Raw genomic sequence first — 18,588 nt, 5'->3', positions numbered from 1 at the left:
CTACCGCACGGTGTAGATGCACCGGCGGCAACCAAATCCAAGTTTTGCAAGTTTCGGGAGAGTCAAGATGGGCAGAATTATCGGTATCGACCTGGGGACTACCAACTCCTGCGTCTCCATTCTGGAAAACGGTAACGTCAAGGTTATCGAGAACGCAGAAGGTACTCGTACTACACCTTCGATCATTGCTTATGCCAATGACGGTGAGATCCTGGTTGGTCAGTCCGCCAAGCGTCAGGCCGTTACCAATCCGCACAACACGCTGTATGCGGTAAAGCGTCTGATTGGTCGTAAGTTTGAAGAGGATGTCGTTCAGAAAGACATCCAGATGGTCCCTTACAAGATCGTCAAGGCTGACAACGGTGATGCCTGGGTTGAAGTGAATGGCCAGAAAATGGCACCTCCTCAGATTTCCGCTGAAATCCTGAAGAAAATGAAAAAGACCGCCGAAGACTACCTCGGTGAAGCGGTTACCGAAGCGGTCATCACCGTTCCGGCCTACTTCAATGACAGTCAGCGTCAGGCTACCAAGGACGCTGGTCGTATCGCCGGTCTGGACGTCAAGCGCATCATCAACGAACCAACCGCGGCCGCTCTGGCTTACGGTATGGACAAGGCCAAGGGCGACCACACTGTCATCGTTTATGACCTGGGTGGCGGTACTTTCGACGTCTCGGTCATTGAGATTGCCGAAGTCGATGGCGAGCACCAGTTCGAAGTGTTGGCCACCAACGGCGACACGTTCCTGGGCGGTGAAGACTTTGACATTCGTCTGATCGACTACTTCGTCGACGAATTCAAGAAAGAAAGCGGCATGAACCTCAAGGGTGACCCGCTGGCCATGCAGCGTCTGAAAGAAGCTGCCGAGAAAGCCAAGATTGAGCTTTCTTCCAGCACGCAGACCGAAGTCAACCTGCCGTACATCACTGCAGATGCAACCGGTCCAAAGCACCTGGTCGTGAAAATTTCGCGCTCCAAGCTGGAATCGCTGGTTGAAGACTTGGTTCAGCGCACCATCGCTCCTTGCGAAATGGCGCTTAAAGATGCTGGCATCGACAGAAGCAAGATCAACGACGTGATTCTGGTCGGTGGTCAGACCCGTATGCCGCTGGTTCAGAAGCTGGTAACCGAGTTCTTCGGCAAAGAAGCACGTAAAGACGTCAACCCTGACGAAGCCGTTGCAATGGGTGCTGCTATTCAGGGCGCTGTATTGGCCGGTGATGTCAAAGACGTTCTGCTGCTCGACGTCAGCCCGCTGACTCTGGGTATCGAAACCATGGGCGGCGTGATGACTGCGCTGATCGAGAAAAACACCACGATTCCTACCAAGAAATCCCAGGTGTTCTCGACTGCCGATGACAACCAGAACGCGGTAACCATCCACGTACTGCAGGGTGAGCGCAAGCAAGCCGGTCAGAATAAGTCCTTGGGCAAGTTCGACCTGGCCGAGATTCCACCTGCTCCACGTGGCGTGCCACAGATCGAAGTAACCTTCGACATCGACGCAAACGGCATTTTGCATGTTGGCGCGAAAGACAAGGCGACCGGCAAGCAGCAGTCCATCGTGATCAAGGCCAACTCCGGTCTGTCCGAGGAAGAAATTCAGCAAATGGTCCGTGATGCTGAGGTCAATTCCGAAGAAGATCGCAAGTTCGAAGAGCTGGCCTCTGCCCGTAACCAGGGTGATGCACTGGTCCACTCGACTCGCAAGATGATCGCTGATGCAGGAGACAAGGTCACTGCTGAAGAGAAGACGGCTGTCGAGGCTGCGCTGGTTGCTCTGGAAGCCGCTATCAAAGGCGACGACAAGGCTGCCATCGAAGCCAAGGTTGAAGAGCTGTCGAAGGTTTCCGCGCCAATCGCTCAGAAGATGTACGCCGAGCAGGCCGAAAACCCTGAAGCAGCGGCCAAGCCTGCTGAAGAGAACGCCAAGGCTGACGACGTTGTCGATGCCGAGTTCGAAGAAGTGAAAGACCACAAGTAAGCGCAGGCTCACTTGAACGCCGGTTGACCTCTTTCGAGCGCTGACTGGTAGGATGTCGCCGCGCGGGAGCTTGCTCCCGCGTTGGCGTGTCTGGAACAAGCAAAATTTCGGCGTGCGGATTTGCTCCGCAAGCCATGTGGCAAGATCGCTACGCTCCTGCGTGGCGAATCATTCTGCCGCTTTCTCGGCCAGATCCATCTGGTTGTTGAACGAAGACCAGGATCGTTGAATTGACGTGAGTTGGGTCCGGGGCCTGTATGGGGCTCAACGAGTTTGGCAGGGCTCAGGAGGGTCTTGCCGAACGTCCTCAAGAGTGCGGAAGAATTATGGCAAAGCGTGATTATTACGAAGTGTTGGGAGTGGAGCGAGGCTCCAGCGAGGCGGACCTGAAGAAGGCTTATCGCCGTCTGGCGATGAAGCATCACCCTGACCGCAACCCTGATGACAAAGCATCGGAAGAGCTGTTCAAAGAGGCCAACGAGGCCTACGAAGTGCTTTCCGACGCCAGCAAACGCGCGGCCTACGATCAGTATGGCCATGCCGGTGTCGACCCAAGCATGGGTGGCGGCGGTGGTTTTGGTGGCGGTGCCGGTGGTGCCAACTTCTCCGATATCTTCGGTGATGTGTTCAGTGATTTCTTTGGCGGTGGCCGCGGCGGTGGTGGCGGTGGTCGTGGCGGTGCCCAGCGCGGCAGCGATCTGCGCTATACGCTGGAGCTGAATCTGGAAGAAGCGGTTCGCGGTACTAACGTGAATATCCGCGTTCCGACACTGGTCAACTGCAAGCCGTGCGATGGCAGCGGTGCCAAGAAAGGCTCGTCGCCCGTTACCTGCCCTACGTGCGGTGGTATCGGTCAGGTGCGCATGCAGCAGGGTTTCTTCTCTGTGCAGCAAACCTGCCCACGCTGCCATGGTCACGGCAAGATCATTTCCGACCCGTGCGATTCGTGCCACGGCGAAGGCCGTGTCGAAGAGTCCAAGACGCTTTCGGTCAAGGTGCCGCCAGGTGTCGATACCGGTGACCGCATTCGTCTGTCTGGCGAGGGCGAGGCGGGTACTCAGGGTGGGCCTACCGGTGACCTGTATGTCGTGATCAATGTGCGCGAACACGCGATCTTCCAGCGTGACGGCAAGCACCTGTTCTGCGAAGTGCCTATCAGCTTTACCGATGCGGCGCTGGGCGGCGAGCTTGAAGTGCCGACGCTCGATGGTCGCGTCAAACTGAAAATCCCCGAAGGTACCCAGACCGGCAAGCAGTTCCGCTTGCGTGGCAAGGGTGTCGCTCCGGTGCGTGGCGGCGGTGCCGGTGACTTGATGTGCCGTGTAGCAGTTGAAACCCCGGTTAACCTGAGCAAGCGTCAGCGCGAGCTGCTTGAAGAGTTCCGCACTTCGCTTGAAAACGACGAATCCCACTCTCCCAAGGCCAGTGGCTGGTTTGAGGGTGTGAAGCGTTTCTTCGGCGATCTGTAAGGCTTATCAACGGGAGCAGGGCATGCGACGTATTGCTGTAGTGGGCGCCGCCGGGCGCATGGGCAAGACCTTGATCGAGGCGGTTCAGCAGGCAGCGGGTGCCGGGTTGACCGCCGCTATCGATCGTCCTGACAGCACGCTGGTGGGTGCGGATGCAGGCGAGCTGGCTGCGCTGGGGCGTATCGGTGTGCCGTTGTCGGGCGACCTGGCAAAAGTGGCGGATGAGTTCGACGTTTTGATCGACTTCACCCACCCTTCAGTAACGCTGAAAAATCTGGCGTTCTGCCGTAAGGCCGGCAAGGCCATGATTATCGGCACGACTGGCTTCAGTGCCGAAGAGAAGCAGCGTCTGGTCGAAGCGGGTAAAGACATCCCGATTGTGTTCGCTGCCAACTTCAGCGTTGGTGTAAACCTTTGCTTGAAGTTGCTGGACACCGCCGCGCGTGTTCTGGGTGATGAGGTCGATATCGAAATCACCGAGGCGCACCACCGGCACAAGGTCGATGCGCCGTCCGGCACCGCCTTGCGCATGGGGGAAGTGGTTGCCAGTGCGCTGGGTCGCGACCTGGAAAAAGTCGCTGTCTACGGCCGTGAAGGCCAGACCGGCGCGCGTGATCGTCAGACCATCGGGTTTGCGACCATTCGTGCCGGTGACGTTGTCGGCGACCATACCGTGCTGTTCGCAGCAGACGGCGAGCGGGTCGAGATCACCCACAAGGCATCCAGTCGCATGACCTTTGCCAAGGGGGCCGTACGGGCTGCAATGTGGCTCGACGGCAAGGCGCCAGGGCTTTACGACATGCAGGATGTACTGGGCCTGCATTGATTTCATACAGGGCCATTCGTGGCCCTGTCGCATTTTCCCGCACTTCAGGCTCATTGGTGGTAGACCAAAAAGGGCCTTTTCTGTAAGCTACAGCTTTAGTGTGTCCACTAAAAGCGCGCAGATGATTCCATAAGAAAGCGGGGTGACGTAACTACGTCATTCCGCTTTTTTGCAGCCTGCGATCGCCCTTTCAGGTTTTATTTACGGGAGGTCTTCTTGACTAAGCCAGCCATACTCGCCCTTGCTGATGGCAGCATTTTTCGCGGCGAAGCCATTGGAGCCGACGGTCAGACCGTTGGTGAGGTGGTGTTCAACACCGCAATGACAGGCTATCAGGAAATTCTTACCGATCCTTCCTACGCCCAGCAAATCGTTACCCTGACTTACCCGCACATCGGCAATACCGGTACCACGCCTGAAGACGCAGAGTCCGATCGTGTCTGGTCCGCTGGCCTGGTCATCCGTGACCTGCCGCTGGTCGCCAGCAACTGGCGTAACAAGCTGTCCCTCGGTGATTACCTGAAAGCCAATAACGTCGTTGCCATCGCCGGTATCGACACGCGTCGCCTGACCCGCATCCTGCGTGAGAAAGGCGCCCAGAACGGCTGCATCATGGCTGGCGATAACATTTCCGAAGAAGCAGCCATCGCTGCTGCTCGCGGGTTCCCCGGCCTCAAAGGCATGGACCTGGCAAAGGAAGTCAGCACCAAGGACACTTACGAGTGGCGTTCCAGCGTCTGGAACCTGAAGACCGACAGCCACCCTGAAATCGCTGCTTCCGAACTGCCCTATCATGTGGTCGCTTACGACTACGGCGTCAAGGTCAACATTCTGCGCATGCTGGTCGAGCGCGGTTGCCGGGTGACTGTGGTGCCTGCGCAAACGCCTGCCAGCGACGTGCTTGCCTACAAGCCCGACGGTGTTTTCCTGTCCAACGGCCCTGGCGACCCCGAGCCGTGCGACTACGCCATCAAGGCGATCAGGGAAGTGCTGCAAACCGAAGTGCCGGTATTCGGTATCTGCCTGGGTCACCAGCTTCTGGCCTTGGCTGCCGGTGCCAAGACCGTGAAAATGGGCCACGGCCACCACGGTGCAAACCATCCTGTTCAGGATCTGGACACCGGTGTGGTCATGATCACCAGCCAGAACCACGGTTTTGCTGTTGATGAGGCCACACTTCCGGGCAATGTTCGCGCCATTCACAAGTCGCTGTTCGACGGCACCCTGCAGGGTATCGAGCTGACCGACAAGAGCGCGTTCAGCTTCCAGGGTCACCCTGAGGCGAGCCCGGGCCCGAATGACGTCGCGCCTCTGTTTGATCGCTTTATCGAAGCCATGGCCAAGCGACGCTGACCGGTTGCCTTGAGACTGTAATACGCAGGTGCCCTGGGCGGCCCCGGACTCAATGTCCGGTTGCTGCCGCCCAGGCCACCTCAAAGAAATGTTCAAGACGGCTTGCCGACTGACCTGCGGATTTGAGTGACAACCCATGCCAAAACGTACAGATATTAAAAGCATCCTGATTCTCGGCGCCGGCCCCATCGTGATCGGCCAGGCCTGTGAATTCGACTACTCCGGCGCCCAGGCCTGCAAGGCACTGCGCGAAGAGGGTTACCGCGTCATCCTGGTGAACTCCAACCCGGCCACCATCATGACCGACCCGGCCATGGCCGACGCCACCTACATCGAGCCGATCAAGTGGCAGACCGTTGCCAAGATCATCGAAAAAGAGCGTCCTGACGCACTGCTGCCAACCATGGGCGGCCAGACGGCTCTGAACTGCGCACTGGATCTGGAGCGCGAAGGCGTTCTGGAGAAGTTCGGCGTGGAGATGATCGGCGCCAACGCCGACACCATCGACAAGGCTGAAGACCGCTCGCGTTTCGACAAGGCCATGAAGTCTATCGGCCTGGCGTGCCCGCGTTCCGGTATCGCGCACAGCATGGAAGAAGCCAACGCGGTTCTCGAAAAGCTCGGCTTCCCGTGCATCATTCGTCCATCGTTCACCATGGGCGGCACGGGCGGCGGTATCGCGTACAACCGTGAAGAGTTCGAAGAAATCTGCGCTCGCGGTCTGGACCTGTCGCCGACCAAAGAGCTGCTGATCGACGAATCGCTGATCGGCTGGAAAGAGTACGAAATGGAAGTTGTCCGCGACAAAAAGGACAACTGCATCATCGTCTGCTCGATTGAAAACTTCGACCCGATGGGCGTGCACACCGGTGACTCCATCACCGTTGCTCCGGCACAGACTCTGACCGACAAGGAATACCAGATCCTGCGTAATGCCTCGCTGGCAGTGCTGCGCGAGATCGGCGTTGAAACCGGTGGTTCCAACGTTCAGTTCGGCATCTGCCCGGACACCGGCCGTATGGTCGTGATCGAGATGAACCCGCGCGTATCGCGTTCCTCGGCGCTGGCCTCCAAGGCGACCGGCTTCCCGATTGCACGCGTTGCCGCCAAGCTGGCAGTGGGTTACACCCTTGACGAGCTGTCGAACGAAATCACCGGCGGCAAGACCCCGGCTTCGTTCGAACCGTCGATCGACTACGTCGTCACCAAGCTGCCGCGTTTTGCTTTCGAGAAGTTCGCCAAGGCCGATGCCCGCCTGACCACTCAGATGAAGTCGGTCGGTGAAGTCATGGCCATCGGCCGTACCTTCCAGGAATCCCTGCAGAAAGCCCTGCGCGGTCTGGAAGTCGGCGTTTGCGGTCTAGATCCGAAGCTGGACCTGAGCCACCCTGAAAGCATGAGCACGCTCAAGCGCGAGCTGACTGTGCCGGGTGCCGAGCGTATCTGGTACGTCGCTGACGCCTTCCGCGCGGGCATGACGGTTGAAGATATCTTCGCCATGAACATGATTGACCCCTGGTTCCTGGTGCAGATCGAAGATCTGGTCAAGGACGAGGAGAAGGTCAAGACGCTGGGCCTGTCGGCAATCGATCGTGACCTGATGTTCCGCCTCAAGCGCAAGGGCTTCTCCGATGCGCGCCTGGCCAAGCTGGTCGGCGTCACCGAAAAGAACCTGCGTACGCATCGTCACAAGCTGGACGTGTTTCCGGTCTACAAGCGCGTCGACACCTGCGCTGCCGAGTTTGCAACCGACACCGCGTACCTGTACTCGACGTACGAAGAAGAGTGCGAAGCCAACCCTTCGACGCGCGACAAGATCATGATTCTCGGCGGTGGCCCTAATCGTATCGGCCAGGGTATTGAGTTCGACTACTGCTGTGTACACGCCGCCCTGGCGCTGCGTGAAGACGGGTACGAGACCATCATGGTCAACTGCAACCCGGAAACCGTTTCCACCGATTACGACACCTCTGACCGCCTGTACTTCGAGCCTGTCACCCTGGAAGACGTGCTGGAAATCGTCCGGGTCGAGAAGCCTAAAGGTGTGATCGTTCAGTACGGTGGCCAGACGCCGCTGAAACTGGCGCGTGCCCTTGAAGCAGCCGGTGTGCCGATCATCGGCACCAGCCCTGACGCCATTGACCGTGCGGAAGACCGTGAGCGCTTCCAGCAGATGGTCGAGCGCCTCAACCTGCGTCAGCCGCCAAATGCCACTGTGCGCAGCGAAGACGAAGCCATTCGTGCTGCGGCGAAGATCGGTTATCCGCTGGTGGTGCGCCCGTCCTATGTACTGGGCGGCCGCGCGATGGAAATCGTGTACCAGGAAGACGAGCTAAAGCGTTACCTGCGTGAAGCGGTTCAAGTGTCCAACGACAGCCCTGTACTGCTGGACCACTTCCTGAACTGTGCCATCGAAATGGACGTCGATGCGGTCTGCGACGGAACTGACGTGGTGATCGGCGCGATCATGCAGCACATCGAGCAGGCGGGCGTTCACTCCGGTGACTCCGCATGCTCGCTGCCGCCTTACTCGCTGCCTGCACACATCCAGGACGAAATGCGCGAGCAGGTCAAGAAAATGGCCCTGGAGCTGGGCGTTGTCGGCCTGATGAACGTACAGTTGGCACTTCAGGGCGAAGATATCTACGTCATTGAAGTCAACCCGCGTGCATCGCGTACCGTGCCGTTCGTTTCCAAATGCATCGGTGTTTCCCTGGCCATGATCGCGGCTCGCGTGATGGCAGGTAAAACCCTGAAAGAGCTGAACTTCACCAAGGAAATCATCCCGAACTTCTACAGCGTGAAAGAGGCAGTGTTCCCGTTTGCCAAATTCCCTGGCGTTGACCCGATCCTCGGTCCGGAAATGAAATCGACCGGCGAAGTGATGGGCGTGGGCGATACCTTCGGTGAAGCGTTCGCCAAGGCCCAGATGGGCGCGAGCGAAGTGCTGCCGACTGGCGGTACTGCTTTCATCAGTGTGCGTGACGATGACAAGCCTCTGGTTGAAGCGGTCGCCCGTGACCTGATCAATCTGGGTTTCGAGATTGTTGCTACCGCAGGTACTGCCAAGCTGATCGAAGCGGCAGGCCTGAAAGTACGTCGCGTGAACAAGGTGACCGAAGGGCGCCCACACGTGGTTGACATGATCAAGAATGACGAAGTTACCCTGATCATCAACACCACCGAAGGTCGTCAGTCGATCGCGGATTCCTACTCCATCCGTCGCAACGCCTTGCAGCACAAGATCTACTGCACCACTACCATTGCAGCAGGCGAAGCGATCTGTGAAGCGCTCAAATTCGGTCCCGAGAAGACCGTACGTCGCTTGCAGGATCTCCATGCAGGATTGAAGGCATGATCAAATACCCAATGACTGTTCAGGGCGCTCGCGCCCTGGAAGAAGAGCTGACTCACCTGACCAAGGTGATCCGTCCCAAGTTGAGCCAGGACATCGGTACTGCGCGCGAACTGGGCGACCTCAAGGAAAACGCCGAATACCACGCTGCCCGCGAGCAGCAGGGTATGGTCGAGGCGCGTATTCGTGATATCGAAGGCCGCATGCAGAACGCTGTGGTGATCGACGTTACGACTATTCCGCACACTGGCAAGGTGATTTTCGGCACGACAGTCGAAATCGCCAACGTCGAAACCGACGAAAGCGTTGTCTACCAGATCGTTGGTGAGGACGAGGCGGATATCAAGAAGGGCAAGATTTCAGTGGGTTCGCCCATTGCTCGTGCCTTGATTGCCAAGGAAGAGGGCGATGTCGTCGTCGTGAAAACGCCTAGCGGCGTTATCGAATACGAAATCATCGAAGTGCGTCACATCTGATGCCTGTCGCCCGCTTTGGCGGGCACAGTCAGCAGCAAAAAAGAGTCAGGGCACGCCTTTTGGCGGCCCTGACTTCTGTTTTTATCCGTGTGCGCGGTGGACGTTGGAGAGCTGCTTGTTTACCTTTGGGTTCTTGCGGTAGATCAGCGCCATTTTGCCGATGACCTGTACAAGGTCCGCCGAACCGGCCTTGCACAGTTCTGAAACGGCGCCCAGGCGGCTTTCGCGGTCAAGGATATTGAGCTTGATCTTGATCAGCTCGTGATCGCTCAATGCGCGTTCAAGCTCTGCAAGTACACCTTCAGTCAAACCATTGTCAGCCACGATCAACACCGGTTTCAGATGGTGGCCAATGGATTTGTATTGTTTCTTCTGCTCTGGAGTGAGCGGCATAATCTGACCTCTGCGTCTGATCTTTTAAAAGCGGCGGCCAGTTTACCCGAGCGAGTCCGGGACCGCCCAGTTAATCACGACTCGTTTATTTTTGAGGTGCCCCGTGGCCCGTTCCAAGACAAGCCATAACTGGCTCAAAGAACACTTCGACGACAAATACGTCAAAATGGCGCAGAAGGACGGTTACCGTTCGCGTGCCAGCTACAAGCTGCTCGAGATCCAGGAAAAGGACAAACTCATCCGTCCGGGCATGACCGTTATCGACCTTGGTGCTGCGCCGGGAGGCTGGTCGCAGGTGACCAGTCGTCTGATCGGCGGTCAAGGTCGTCTGATTGCTTCCGACATCCTTGAAATGGACAGCATCCCGGATGTGACCTTCATTCAGGGGGATTTTACCGAGGACAAGATTCTCGAGCAGATCCTGGAGGCAGTCGGTAATACGCAGGTAGACCTTGTGATTTCCGATATGGCCCCCAATATGAGTGGATTGAGCGCTGTAGATATGCCGCGTGCGATGTTTCTCTGTGAATTGGCGCTCGATCTGGCCGGTCGGGTACTACGTCCCGGTGGCGATTTTCTGATCAAGGTCTTCCAGGGTGAAGGCTTCGATGTCTACCACAAGGATATTCGCAAGCTGTTTGACAAGGTGCAGATGCGCAAGCCTTCGTCATCCCGCGACAGGTCACGTGAGCAATATCTGCTGGCTCGCGGCTTTCGTGGAATCGACGGGGCAGCCAGCATCGAACGTTTTTGAAGGGGCGCGATAGCTTTTTTCAAATGGCGTTGCCGATGCAGCATGACTGAACATTGTGTTGTCAAAGTTTCACAAAGGGTTACAGACGGTGTCTGCCGTATCTGTAGGTTCTGTAGTAAGTTAGGCCGGTGAATATCATGCGAGGCACGCTTGCTGCGTGGAGCTTGCTTCAGAGGGTAGCTAATTGAACGATATGGCAAAGAATTTGATCCTGTGGTTGATCATCGCGGCTGTCCTGGTGACGGTGATGAACAACTTCTCCAGCCCTAACGAGCCGCAGAACCTCAACTATTCCGAGTTCATCCAGCAGGTCAAGGATGGCAAGGTCGAGAAGGTCTCTGTCGACGGCTACGTCATTACGGGCAAGCGCAGTGATGGCGACACCTTCAAGACCATCCGGCCGAACATCCCGGACAATGGTCTGATCGGTGATCTGGTCAGCAACAACGTCGTGATCGAAGGCAAGCAGCCTGAGCAGCAGAGCATCTGGACCCAGTTGCTGGTGGCCAGCTTCCCGATACTGGTGATCATCGCGGTGTTCATGTTCTTCATGCGCCAGATGCAGGGCGGGGCGGGCGGCAAGGGCGGCCCGATGAGCTTCGGCAAGAGCAAGGCGCGTCTGCTGTCTGAAGATCAGGTCAAGACCACTCTGGCCGATGTTGCCGGTTGTGACGAAGCCAAGGAAGAAGTCGGCGAACTGGTCGAGTTCCTCCGTGATCCGGGCAAGTTCCAGCGTCTGGGCGGCCGCATCCCGCGTGGTGTGCTGATGGTCGGTCCTCCGGGTACCGGTAAGACACTGATCGCCAAGGCCATTGCTGGCGAGGCGAAAGTGCCGTTCTTCACCATTTCCGGTTCTGATTTCGTCGAGATGTTCGTGGGTGTTGGTGCAAGCCGCGTCCGTGACATGTTCGAACAGGCCAAGAAACATGCTCCTTGCATCATCTTCATCGACGAAATCGATGCTGTCGGTCGCCATCGTGGCGCTGGCATGGGTGGTGGTCACGACGAGCGTGAACAGACTCTCAACCAGTTGCTGGTCGAGATGGACGGTTTTGAAATGAATGACGGCATCATCGTCATTGCCGCTACCAACCGTCCTGACGTACTGGACCCGGCGCTGTTGCGTCCAGGTCGTTTCGACCGCCAGGTAGTTGTAGGTCTGCCGGACATTCGTGGCCGCGAGCAGATCCTCAAGGTTCACATGCGCAAGGTTCCGATGGGCGAAGACGTCAACGCAGGCGTTATCGCTCGCGGTACGCCGGGTTTCTCCGGTGCCGATCTGGCTAACCTGGTCAACGAAGCGTCGCTGTTCGCTGCTCGCTCCGGCAAGCGCGTCGTAGAGATGAAAGAGTTCGAACTTGCCAAGGACAAGATCATGATGGGCGCTGAGCGCAAATCGATGGTCATGTCCGAAAAGGAAAAGCGCAACACGGCTTACCACGAAGCGGGACACGCTATCGTCGGACGCCTGGTGCCTGAGCATGATCCGGTTTACAAGGTCTCCATCATTCCGCGCGGTCGTGCGCTGGGTGTGACGATGTTCCTGCCGGAAGAAGACCGTTACAGCCTGTCCAAGCGTGCGTTGATCAGCCAGATCTGCTCGCTGTACGGTGGCCGTATCGCGGAAGAAATGACCCTTGGCTTCGATGGCGTCACAACCGGTGCCTCCAATGACATCATGCGTGCCAGCCAGATTGCCCGGAACATGGTCACCAAGTGGGGGCTGTCTGAAAAACTCGGCCCGCTGATGTACTCGGAAGACGAAGATGCAGGTTACCTGGGGCGCGGCAGCAGCCAGAACTCCAGTGTTTCCGGCGATACTGCCAAGCTCATCGACTCCGAAGTGCGCAGCATCATTGATCACTGCTACGGCACTGCCAAGCAGTTGCTGACGGACAATCGTGACAAGCTTGAAGCGATGGCCGATGCGCTGATGAAGTATGAAACCATTGATGCCGATCAGATCGACGACATCATGACCGGTCGCGTGCCTCGTGAACCGCGTGACTGGGGCGGTGGTTCGGGTACCAGCGGTACTCCGATCACACCTGACCCTCGTCCGGAAACTCCGATTGGCGGCCCTGCTGCCGAGCACTAAGGTCTGACATGACATCTGCGCTGTACCCAACCCGGTTGCCTTGCGGCAATCGGGTTCTTGATTTGGCCCGTACGCATGTGATGGGTATCCTCAATGCAACCCCAGACTCGTTTTCGGATGGCGGCCGCTACAGCCAGCTTGATGCTGCCTTGCGTCATGCCGAGGCGATGGTGCTGGCAGGTGCCACACTGATCGACGTTGGTGGAGAGTCGACGCGCCCTGGTGCGCGTCCGGTGTCTGCGTCAGAAGAGGTCGAGCGTGTGGCGCCGGTGGTTGAGGTCATCGCGCGCGAGCTGGATGTGATCATCTCTGTGGACACCTCCACGCCTGAGGTCATGCTGGCGACGGCTGGCCTGGGTGCCGGGCTTATCAATGACGTCCGCTCGCTTCAGCGGCCAGGAGCGCTTGAGGCGGCTGCAAGCACTGGTTTGCCGGTGTGTCTCATGCACATGCTGGGTGAGCCCGGAACCATGCAGAATGACCCGCACTACGAAGACCTGATGGGCGAGGTTTGTGCCTTCCTGGCTGAGCGGATGAAACAGTGTGTTGCGGCGGGAATCGGTCAGCAGCAGATCATTCTTGATCCGGGCTTTGGCTTTGCCAAGACGCTGGAGCACAATCTGAGTCTGTTCAAGCATATGGAGGTGCTGCAAGCGCTCGGCAGGCCTTTGCTGGTAGGTGTTTCACGCAAAAGCATGATTGGTGCTGTATTGGGGCGCTCCGTAGATCAGCGTCTATCCGGTGGGCTGGCCCTGGCTGCTTTGGCTATGACCAAGGGAGCCCGAATTCTACGTGTGCACGATGTCGCCGAAACGGCTGACGTGGTGCGCATGATCGCAGCTGTCCAGGCAGCTGAATAACAACAGTGGGGCATCCATGACTACCAGAAAATATTTCGGAACCGACGGCATTCGTGGTCGCGTAGGGCAATTTCCGATCACGCCCGAGTTCATGCTGAAACTGGGTTGGGCTGCAGGCATGGCCTTTCGCAAGATGAGCGCCTGCCGGATTCTCGTCGGCAAGGACACGCGCATCTCCGGCTACATGTTCGAATCCGCCCTTGAGGCCGGGCTCTCTGCGGCCGGTGCTGACGTGCTCCTGCTGGGGCCTATGCCGACACCTGCGATTGCCTACCTGACACGTACGTTTCATGCCGAAGCAGGCATCGTGATCAGTGCCTCGCATAATCCGCACTACGACAACGGCATCAAATTCTTCTCCGGTCAGGGCACCAAACTGCCTGACGAGATCGAAATGATGATCGAAGAGCTGCTCGATGCGCCGATGACCGTGGCGGAGTCCGAGAACCTCGGCAAGGTTTCGCGAATCAACGATGCCGCAGGGCGTTACATCGAATTCTGCAAAAGCAGCGTGCCGACCAGCACCGACTTTGCCGGCCTGAAGGTGGTCATCGACTGCGCGCACGGTGCGACCTACAAGGTTGCGCCCAACGTCTTTCGTGAGCTTGGCGCGCAGGTTGTGGTGCTTTCTGCGCAGCCTGACGGTCTCAATATCAACAAGAATTGCGGCTCCACTCACATGGAAGCCTTGCAGGCGGCAGTGGTCGCAGAGCATGCCGACATGGGCATCGGCTTCGACGGTGACGGCGACCGCGTATTGATGGTCGACCATACCGGGACCATCGTCGATGGTGACGAGCTGCTTTACATCATTGCCCGTGATCTGCATGAGCGTGGGCGCTTGCAGGGTGGCGTCGTCGGCACGTTGATGAGTAATCTCGGGCTTGAACTGGCCTTGGCCGAGCAGAACATCCCGTTTGTTCGTGCCAACGTCGGTGACCGTTATGTGATCGCCGAGCTGCTTGAGCGCAACTGGCAGATCGGCGGTGAAAACTCCGGCCATATCGTGTGCTTCCAGCACGCTACTACCGGTGATGCGATCATTGCATCGTTGCAGGTGATACTGGCTCTGCGTCGCAGCGGCATCAGCCTCGCCGAAGCGCGCCTGAAACTGCGCAAATGCCCGCAGATCCTGATCAATGTGCGTTTTGCAGGTTCAGGTGTAGACCCGGTTTCGCACCCTTCGGTCCAGCAAGCCTGTGCACGTGTTACCGAGCAGATGGCCGGACGGGGCAGGGTGCTGCTGCGCAAGTCGGGCACAGAGCCTTTGGTGCGCGTGATGGTCGAAGGTGAGGATGAAACCCAGGTCAGATCGTATGCCGAAGAGCTCGCAAAACTGGTTGCTGAAGTTTGCGCCTGATTTCGGCTTGCCAGTGTCGGAAGTGTTGGGTAACATCTGCGCCCACTTTGACCCACGAGGTGTAGCATGCGTCGCCCAATGGTAGCTGGGTAACTGGAAAATGCACGGTACCCGCGCCAGCGTCGCTGAGCTGATCGAGGGTTTGGGCAAGCAGGTGTTACCTGGCAGCGTCGATATCGCCGTAATGCCTGCAAGTCTGTTTACCAATCAGGTGATCGAAGGGCTTCAGGCAACGTCGATCATCGTCGGTGCGCAGGATGCAGCCATTCAGGCTGAGCAGGGCGCGCTGACCGGTGAGATAGCGTCGAGTCAGCTGGCTGATGCAGGTTGCAAACTGGTACTTGTCGGGCACTCCGAACGTCGTCAGTTGATCGGCGAGCAGGATGATGTCCTCAACAAGAAGTTTGCGGCGATCCAGGCAAGCGGTCTGACACCTGTGCTTTGCATAGGCGAAACGCTCGAAGAGCGCAAGGCTGGGCAGACGCTTGAGGTTGTCGGGCGTCAGCTGGACAGTGTTATCGCCGAGTTTGGCGTCAGCGCACTGATCAATGCCGTAATTGCCTACGAGCCGGTCTGGGCCATTGGCACCGGATTGACTGCTTCGCCTCAAGAAGCGCAGGAAGTGCACGCAGCAATCCGTGCGCAACTGGCAAAAGAGAATGCCGAAGTCGCACAAGGCGTGCGACTTCTCTATGGCGGCAGCGTGAAGGCGGCCAATGCGGTCGAGCTCTTCAGCATGCCGGATATCGATGGGGGGCTCATTGGTGGAGCTTCCCTGAATGCAGATGAGTTCGGTGCGATCTGTCGCGCCGCGGGAAACTGAAAAAATGCTGGAAACAGTCGTAATCGTTTTTCACCTGTTGGGCGCTCTGGGCGTTGTCGCTTTGGTATTGCTGCAGCAGGGTAAAGGTGCTGACGCCGGTGCGTCGTTCGGAGCAGGTGCATCAAATACTGTCTTCGGAGGTCAAGGAACCTCTACCTTTCTCAGTAAGTTTACTGCTATACTTGCAGCATGTTTTTTCATAACCAGCTTGGGGTTAGGTTACTTTGCTAAAGAGAAAGCTCAACAGCTGACTCAAGTAGGTTTGCCAGATCCCGCAGTACTGGAAGTGAAGCAAAAGCCGGCAGCAGATGATGTACCGGTTCTCGAAGGGCAAAAGCCAGCTGTTGTTCCAGCTGACGTACCTCAAGCCCCAGAGAAGAAGTAAAAAAGAATTCGGCGATGTTTCGTGAGGTCGCCAAAAAGTTGTAATGCCGAGGTGGTGGAATTGGTAGACACGCAACCTTGAGGTGGTTGTGCCCAATGGGTGTAGGGGTTCGAGTCCCCTTCTCGGTACCAATTAACAAGGGAGCCCGCATTCGCGGGCTTTCTTGTAGGTGGATGTTGGATTGACCCAGCAATGGATCGGTCGTATACTTCCGCCCCAGCTTTGTCGCGGGGTGGAGCAGTTTGGTAGCTCGTCGGGCTCATAACCCGAAGGTCGTTGGTTCAAATCCAGCCCCCGCAACCAGTTTTAGCGGAGCCCCTTTTAAGGGGCTTTTTGTTAGCTGGACAGTACATGACGTCGATGTTCAGCGGCGTTTTCAGGGATGGGCTTTTGCCCATTTTTTTATTTCTAAAGCATGCACGAGGGGGTTCAGGTGTCGAGCAAGCTAGAACAGTTGCAGGACTTGTTGGCCCCGGTGGTCGTAGCCCTTGGCTATCAATGCTGGGGGATCGATTTCAGTTCCCAGGGCAAGCATTCGGTGCTGCGCATTTATATTGATAAGGAAGGTGGTGTTCTGGTCGACGACTGCGCAATCGTAAGTCGCCAGATCAGCGGTGTATTGGACGTAGAAGATCCGATCAGCACTGAATACACCCTTGAAGTATCGTCTCCTGGCATGGAGCGCCCGCTGTTCACTATTGAGCAGTTTGCTTCGTACGCCGGGGAACAAGTGAAAATAAAGCTGCGTTCACCTTTCGAAGGGCGACGCAACTTTCAAGGCCTTCTCCGCGGGGTGGAGGAGCAGGATGTCGTGGTGCAGGTTGAAGACCATGAGTTCCTGTTGCCGATCGACATGATCGACAAGGCCAACATTATTCCCACGTTTGACTGAGACGTGCCGGTTACTGCGGATCCCGCGGATCCAATGGCTTGCGAAAGGCGAGGCGTACGATGAGCAAAGAAGTACTGCTGGTTGTTGAGTCGGTGTCCAATGAAAAGGGCGTTCCGGCAAGTGTAATTTTTGAAGCGCTGGAGCTGGCTCTTGCCACCGCTACCAAGAAACGTTTTGAAGATGAAGTAGAACTGCGTGTAGAGATCAATCGCCAGACAGGCAACTACGAGACTTTCCGTCGCTGGACAGTTGTCGAAGACGAAGATCTGGACGATCCTGCGTACGAATTGGCCGTAGACCAGGCTCAAGTCAAGAAGCCAGGTGCCGTTGCGGGCGACCTGATCGAAGAAAAAATCGATTCCATCGAATTCGGTCGTATCGCCGCACAGACCGCCAAGCAAGTCATTGTGCAGAAAGTTCGTGAAGCCGAGCGTGCTCAGGTAGTCGACGCCTACCGTGAGCGTCTGGGTGAAATCATTTCTGGTACTGTTAAAAAGGTTACGCGTGACAATGTCATCGTTGACCTGGGTAACAATGCCGAAGCCTTGCTGGCTCGTGAAGACATCATTTCCCGGGAAACTTTCCGGGTCGGTGTTCGCGTCCGTGCTTTGCTGAAGGAAATTCGTACTGAAAACCGTGGTCCTCAGCTGATTCTGTCGCGTACTGCGCCAGAGATGCTGATCGAGCTTTTCCGCATTGAAGTGCCGGAAATTGCCGAAGGTCTCATCGAGGTGATGGCTGCCTCCCGTGACCCGGGTTCTCGTGCGAAAATCGCTGTTCGCTCCAAGGATAAACGAATCGATCCGCAAGGTGCCTGTATCGGCATGCGCGGTTCGCGAGTTCAGGCTGTTTCCGGCGAGCTGGGTGGCGAGCGTGTGGATATCGTTCTTTGGGACGATAACCCGGCGCAGTTCGTGATCAATGCAATGTCTCCTGCAGAAGTAGCGGCAATCATCGTAGATGAAGACGCGCATGCAATGGACATCGCAGTGGGAGCGGACAACCTGGCCCAGGCTATTGGTCGTGGCGGTCAGAACGTGCGTCTGGCGAGCCAGTTGACTGGCTGGACCCTGAACGTAATGACCGAATCGGACATCCAGGCCAAGCAGCAAGCTGAAACCGGTGACATCCTGCGCAATTTCATCGAAGAACTCGAAGTCGATGAAGAATTGGCACAGGTGCTGGTTGATGAAGGCTTCACCAGCCTGGAAGAGATTGCCTACGTACCGTTGGAAGAAATGCTCAACATCGACGGCTTTGACGAAGACATCGTCAACGAGCTTCGCGCTCGTGCCAAGGATCGTTTGTTGACTAAAGCCATCGCTACAGAGGAAAAGCTGGCAGACGCCCATCCGGCCGAAGACCTGCTCTCGCTTGAGGGTATGGACAAGGATTTGGCGATGGAACTGGCGGTGCGCGGCGTAATTACCCGCGAAGACCTGGCCGAGCAGTCTATAGATGACCTGCTCGACATCGACGGCATTGACGATGATCGTGCCGGCAAGTTGATCATGGCCGCCCGAGCCCACTGGTTCGAGTAATTGGGCGCGGCCTGAGGAG

14 protein-coding genes, 2 tRNA genes and 1 pseudogene are annotated in these 18,588 nt (G+C 57.1%); 16 read left to right on the top strand and 1 reads right to left on the bottom strand.

Annotated elements, in window-relative coordinates:
• Positions 1 to 67 precede the first annotated feature (67 nt).
• From dnaK to greA, 6 genes are all read left to right on the top strand, one after another.
• On the top strand, positions 68 to 1,984 hold the full coding sequence (gene dnaK / locus KP808_RS20980) for a molecular chaperone DnaK (RefSeq protein WP_005733029.1): 1,917 nt from the start codon (positions 68 to 70) through the stop codon (positions 1,982 to 1,984).
• A gap of 326 nt (positions 1,985 to 2,310) precedes the next feature.
• A complete protein-coding gene (dnaJ, locus tag KP808_RS20975) occupies positions 2,311 to 3,453 on the top strand; it encodes a molecular chaperone DnaJ (RefSeq protein ID WP_002555138.1) in 1,143 nt (380 codons plus the stop codon).
• 22 nt (positions 3,454 to 3,475) lie between these two features.
• Entirely contained in the window at positions 3,476 to 4,279 is an 804-nt protein-coding gene (gene dapB / locus KP808_RS20970; protein WP_230016808.1) for a 4-hydroxy-tetrahydrodipicolinate reductase, read from the top strand.
• Positions 4,280 to 4,495: 216 nt separating this feature from the next.
• Positions 4,496 to 5,632 (top strand): glutamine-hydrolyzing carbamoyl-phosphate synthase small subunit, encoded by a 1,137-nt coding sequence (carA, locus tag KP808_RS20965; RefSeq protein ID WP_005733031.1) that lies wholly within the window; start codon positions 4,496 to 4,498, stop codon positions 5,630 to 5,632.
• Positions 5,633 to 5,768: 136 nt separating this feature from the next.
• On the top strand, positions 5,769 to 8,990 hold the full coding sequence (gene carB / locus KP808_RS20960) for a carbamoyl-phosphate synthase large subunit (protein ID WP_230016807.1): 3,222 nt from the start codon (positions 5,769 to 5,771) through the stop codon (positions 8,988 to 8,990).
• Positions 8,987 to 9,463 (top strand): transcription elongation factor GreA, encoded by a 477-nt coding sequence (greA, locus tag KP808_RS20955; protein WP_002555134.1) that lies wholly within the window; start codon positions 8,987 to 8,989, stop codon positions 9,461 to 9,463. Before carB ends, greA begins: the two co-directional genes overlap by 4 nt.
• An 81-nt stretch (positions 9,464 to 9,544) precedes the next feature.
• On the opposite strand, the gene KP808_RS20950 is transcribed toward greA, so the two are convergent.
• Positions 9,545 to 9,856 (bottom strand): YhbY family RNA-binding protein, encoded by a 312-nt coding sequence (locus KP808_RS20950; protein ID WP_057403434.1) that lies wholly within the window; start codon positions 9,854 to 9,856, stop codon positions 9,545 to 9,547.
• A 103-nt stretch (positions 9,857 to 9,959) separates the two neighbouring features.
• Here KP808_RS20950 and rlmE point away from each other — a divergent pair, with 103 nt between their 5' ends.
• From rlmE to nusA, 10 genes and pseudogenes are all read left to right on the top strand, one after another.
• Positions 9,960 to 10,610 (top strand): 23S rRNA (uridine(2552)-2'-O)-methyltransferase RlmE, encoded by a 651-nt coding sequence (rlmE, locus tag KP808_RS20945; protein ID WP_004666214.1) that lies wholly within the window; start codon positions 9,960 to 9,962, stop codon positions 10,608 to 10,610.
• 193 nt (positions 10,611 to 10,803) lie between these two features.
• The gene (gene ftsH / locus KP808_RS20940; RefSeq protein WP_058400684.1) at positions 10,804 to 12,708 is read left to right on the top strand and encodes an ATP-dependent zinc metalloprotease FtsH; all 1,905 of its coding nucleotides are present in this window, start codon (positions 10,804 to 10,806) and stop codon (positions 12,706 to 12,708) included.
• 8 nt (positions 12,709 to 12,716) lie between these two features.
• A complete protein-coding gene (gene folP, locus KP808_RS20935) occupies positions 12,717 to 13,568 on the top strand; it encodes a dihydropteroate synthase (protein ID WP_058400685.1) in 852 nt (283 codons plus the stop codon).
• A 16-nt stretch (positions 13,569 to 13,584) separates the two neighbouring features.
• On the top strand, positions 13,585 to 14,928 hold the full coding sequence (glmM, locus tag KP808_RS20930) for a phosphoglucosamine mutase (protein ID WP_230016806.1): 1,344 nt from the start codon (positions 13,585 to 13,587) through the stop codon (positions 14,926 to 14,928).
• Between the two features lie 66 nt (positions 14,929 to 14,994).
• Positions 14,995 to 15,751, top strand: a pseudogene (gene tpiA, locus KP808_RS20925) (triose-phosphate isomerase).
• 4 nt (positions 15,752 to 15,755) lie between these two features.
• Positions 15,756 to 16,136, top strand: coding sequence for a preprotein translocase subunit SecG (secG, locus tag KP808_RS20920; protein WP_004656657.1), 381 nt, complete (start codon positions 15,756 to 15,758; stop codon positions 16,134 to 16,136).
• A 45-nt stretch (positions 16,137 to 16,181) separates the two neighbouring features.
• Positions 16,182 to 16,267, top strand: a tRNA-Leu gene (locus KP808_RS20915).
• 95 nt (positions 16,268 to 16,362) lie between these two features.
• Positions 16,363 to 16,439 (top strand) — tRNA-Met (locus KP808_RS20910).
• 130 nt (positions 16,440 to 16,569) lie between these two features.
• Complete coding sequence (gene rimP, locus KP808_RS20905) at positions 16,570 to 17,028, top strand: ribosome maturation factor RimP (RefSeq protein ID WP_002555126.1); 459 nt, start codon at positions 16,570 to 16,572, stop codon at positions 17,026 to 17,028.
• Between the two features lie 59 nt (positions 17,029 to 17,087).
• Positions 17,088 to 18,569, top strand: a complete 1,482-nt coding sequence (gene nusA / locus KP808_RS20900; protein WP_003418834.1) for a transcription termination factor NusA — start codon at positions 17,088 to 17,090, stop codon at positions 18,567 to 18,569.
• The last annotated feature ends 19 nt before the right edge of the window (positions 18,570 to 18,588 follow it).

The sequence above is a fragment of the Pseudomonas savastanoi genome (assembly GCF_020917325.1).
Classification (GTDB): domain Bacteria; phylum Pseudomonadota; class Gammaproteobacteria; order Pseudomonadales; family Pseudomonadaceae; genus Aquipseudomonas; species Aquipseudomonas amygdali.
Note: the sequence above shows the minus strand (reverse complement) of the source record. Positions and strands in the feature narration are given on the sequence as shown.

Bases quoted from the DNA above. Each gene is read 5' to 3' on its own strand.
- greA (WP_002555134.1), top strand. From the start codon at position 8,987: ATGATCAAATACCCAATGACTGTTCAGGGCGCTCGCGCCCTGGAAGAA.
- carB (WP_230016807.1), top strand. From the start codon at position 5,769: ATGCCAAAACGTACAGATATTAAAAGCATCCTGATTCTCGGCGCCGGC.
- ftsH (WP_058400684.1), top strand. From the start codon at position 10,804: ATGGCAAAGAATTTGATCCTGTGGTTGATCATCGCGGCTGTCCTGGTG.
- glmM (WP_230016806.1), top strand. From the start codon at position 13,585: ATGACTACCAGAAAATATTTCGGAACCGACGGCATTCGTGGTCGCGTA.
- folP (WP_058400685.1), top strand. From the start codon at position 12,717: ATGACATCTGCGCTGTACCCAACCCGGTTGCCTTGCGGCAATCGGGTT.
- dnaK (WP_005733029.1), top strand. From the start codon at position 68: ATGGGCAGAATTATCGGTATCGACCTGGGGACTACCAACTCCTGCGTC.
- dapB (WP_230016808.1), top strand. From the start codon at position 3,476: ATGCGACGTATTGCTGTAGTGGGCGCCGCCGGGCGCATGGGCAAGACC.
- secG (WP_004656657.1), top strand. From the start codon at position 15,756: ATGCTGGAAACAGTCGTAATCGTTTTTCACCTGTTGGGCGCTCTGGGC.
- KP808_RS20950 (WP_057403434.1), bottom strand. From the start codon at position 9,856: ATGCCGCTCACTCCAGAGCAGAAGAAACAATACAAATCCATTGGCCAC.
- dnaJ (WP_002555138.1), top strand. From the start codon at position 2,311: ATGGCAAAGCGTGATTATTACGAAGTGTTGGGAGTGGAGCGAGGCTCC.
- nusA (WP_003418834.1), top strand. From the start codon at position 17,088: ATGAGCAAAGAAGTACTGCTGGTTGTTGAGTCGGTGTCCAATGAAAAG.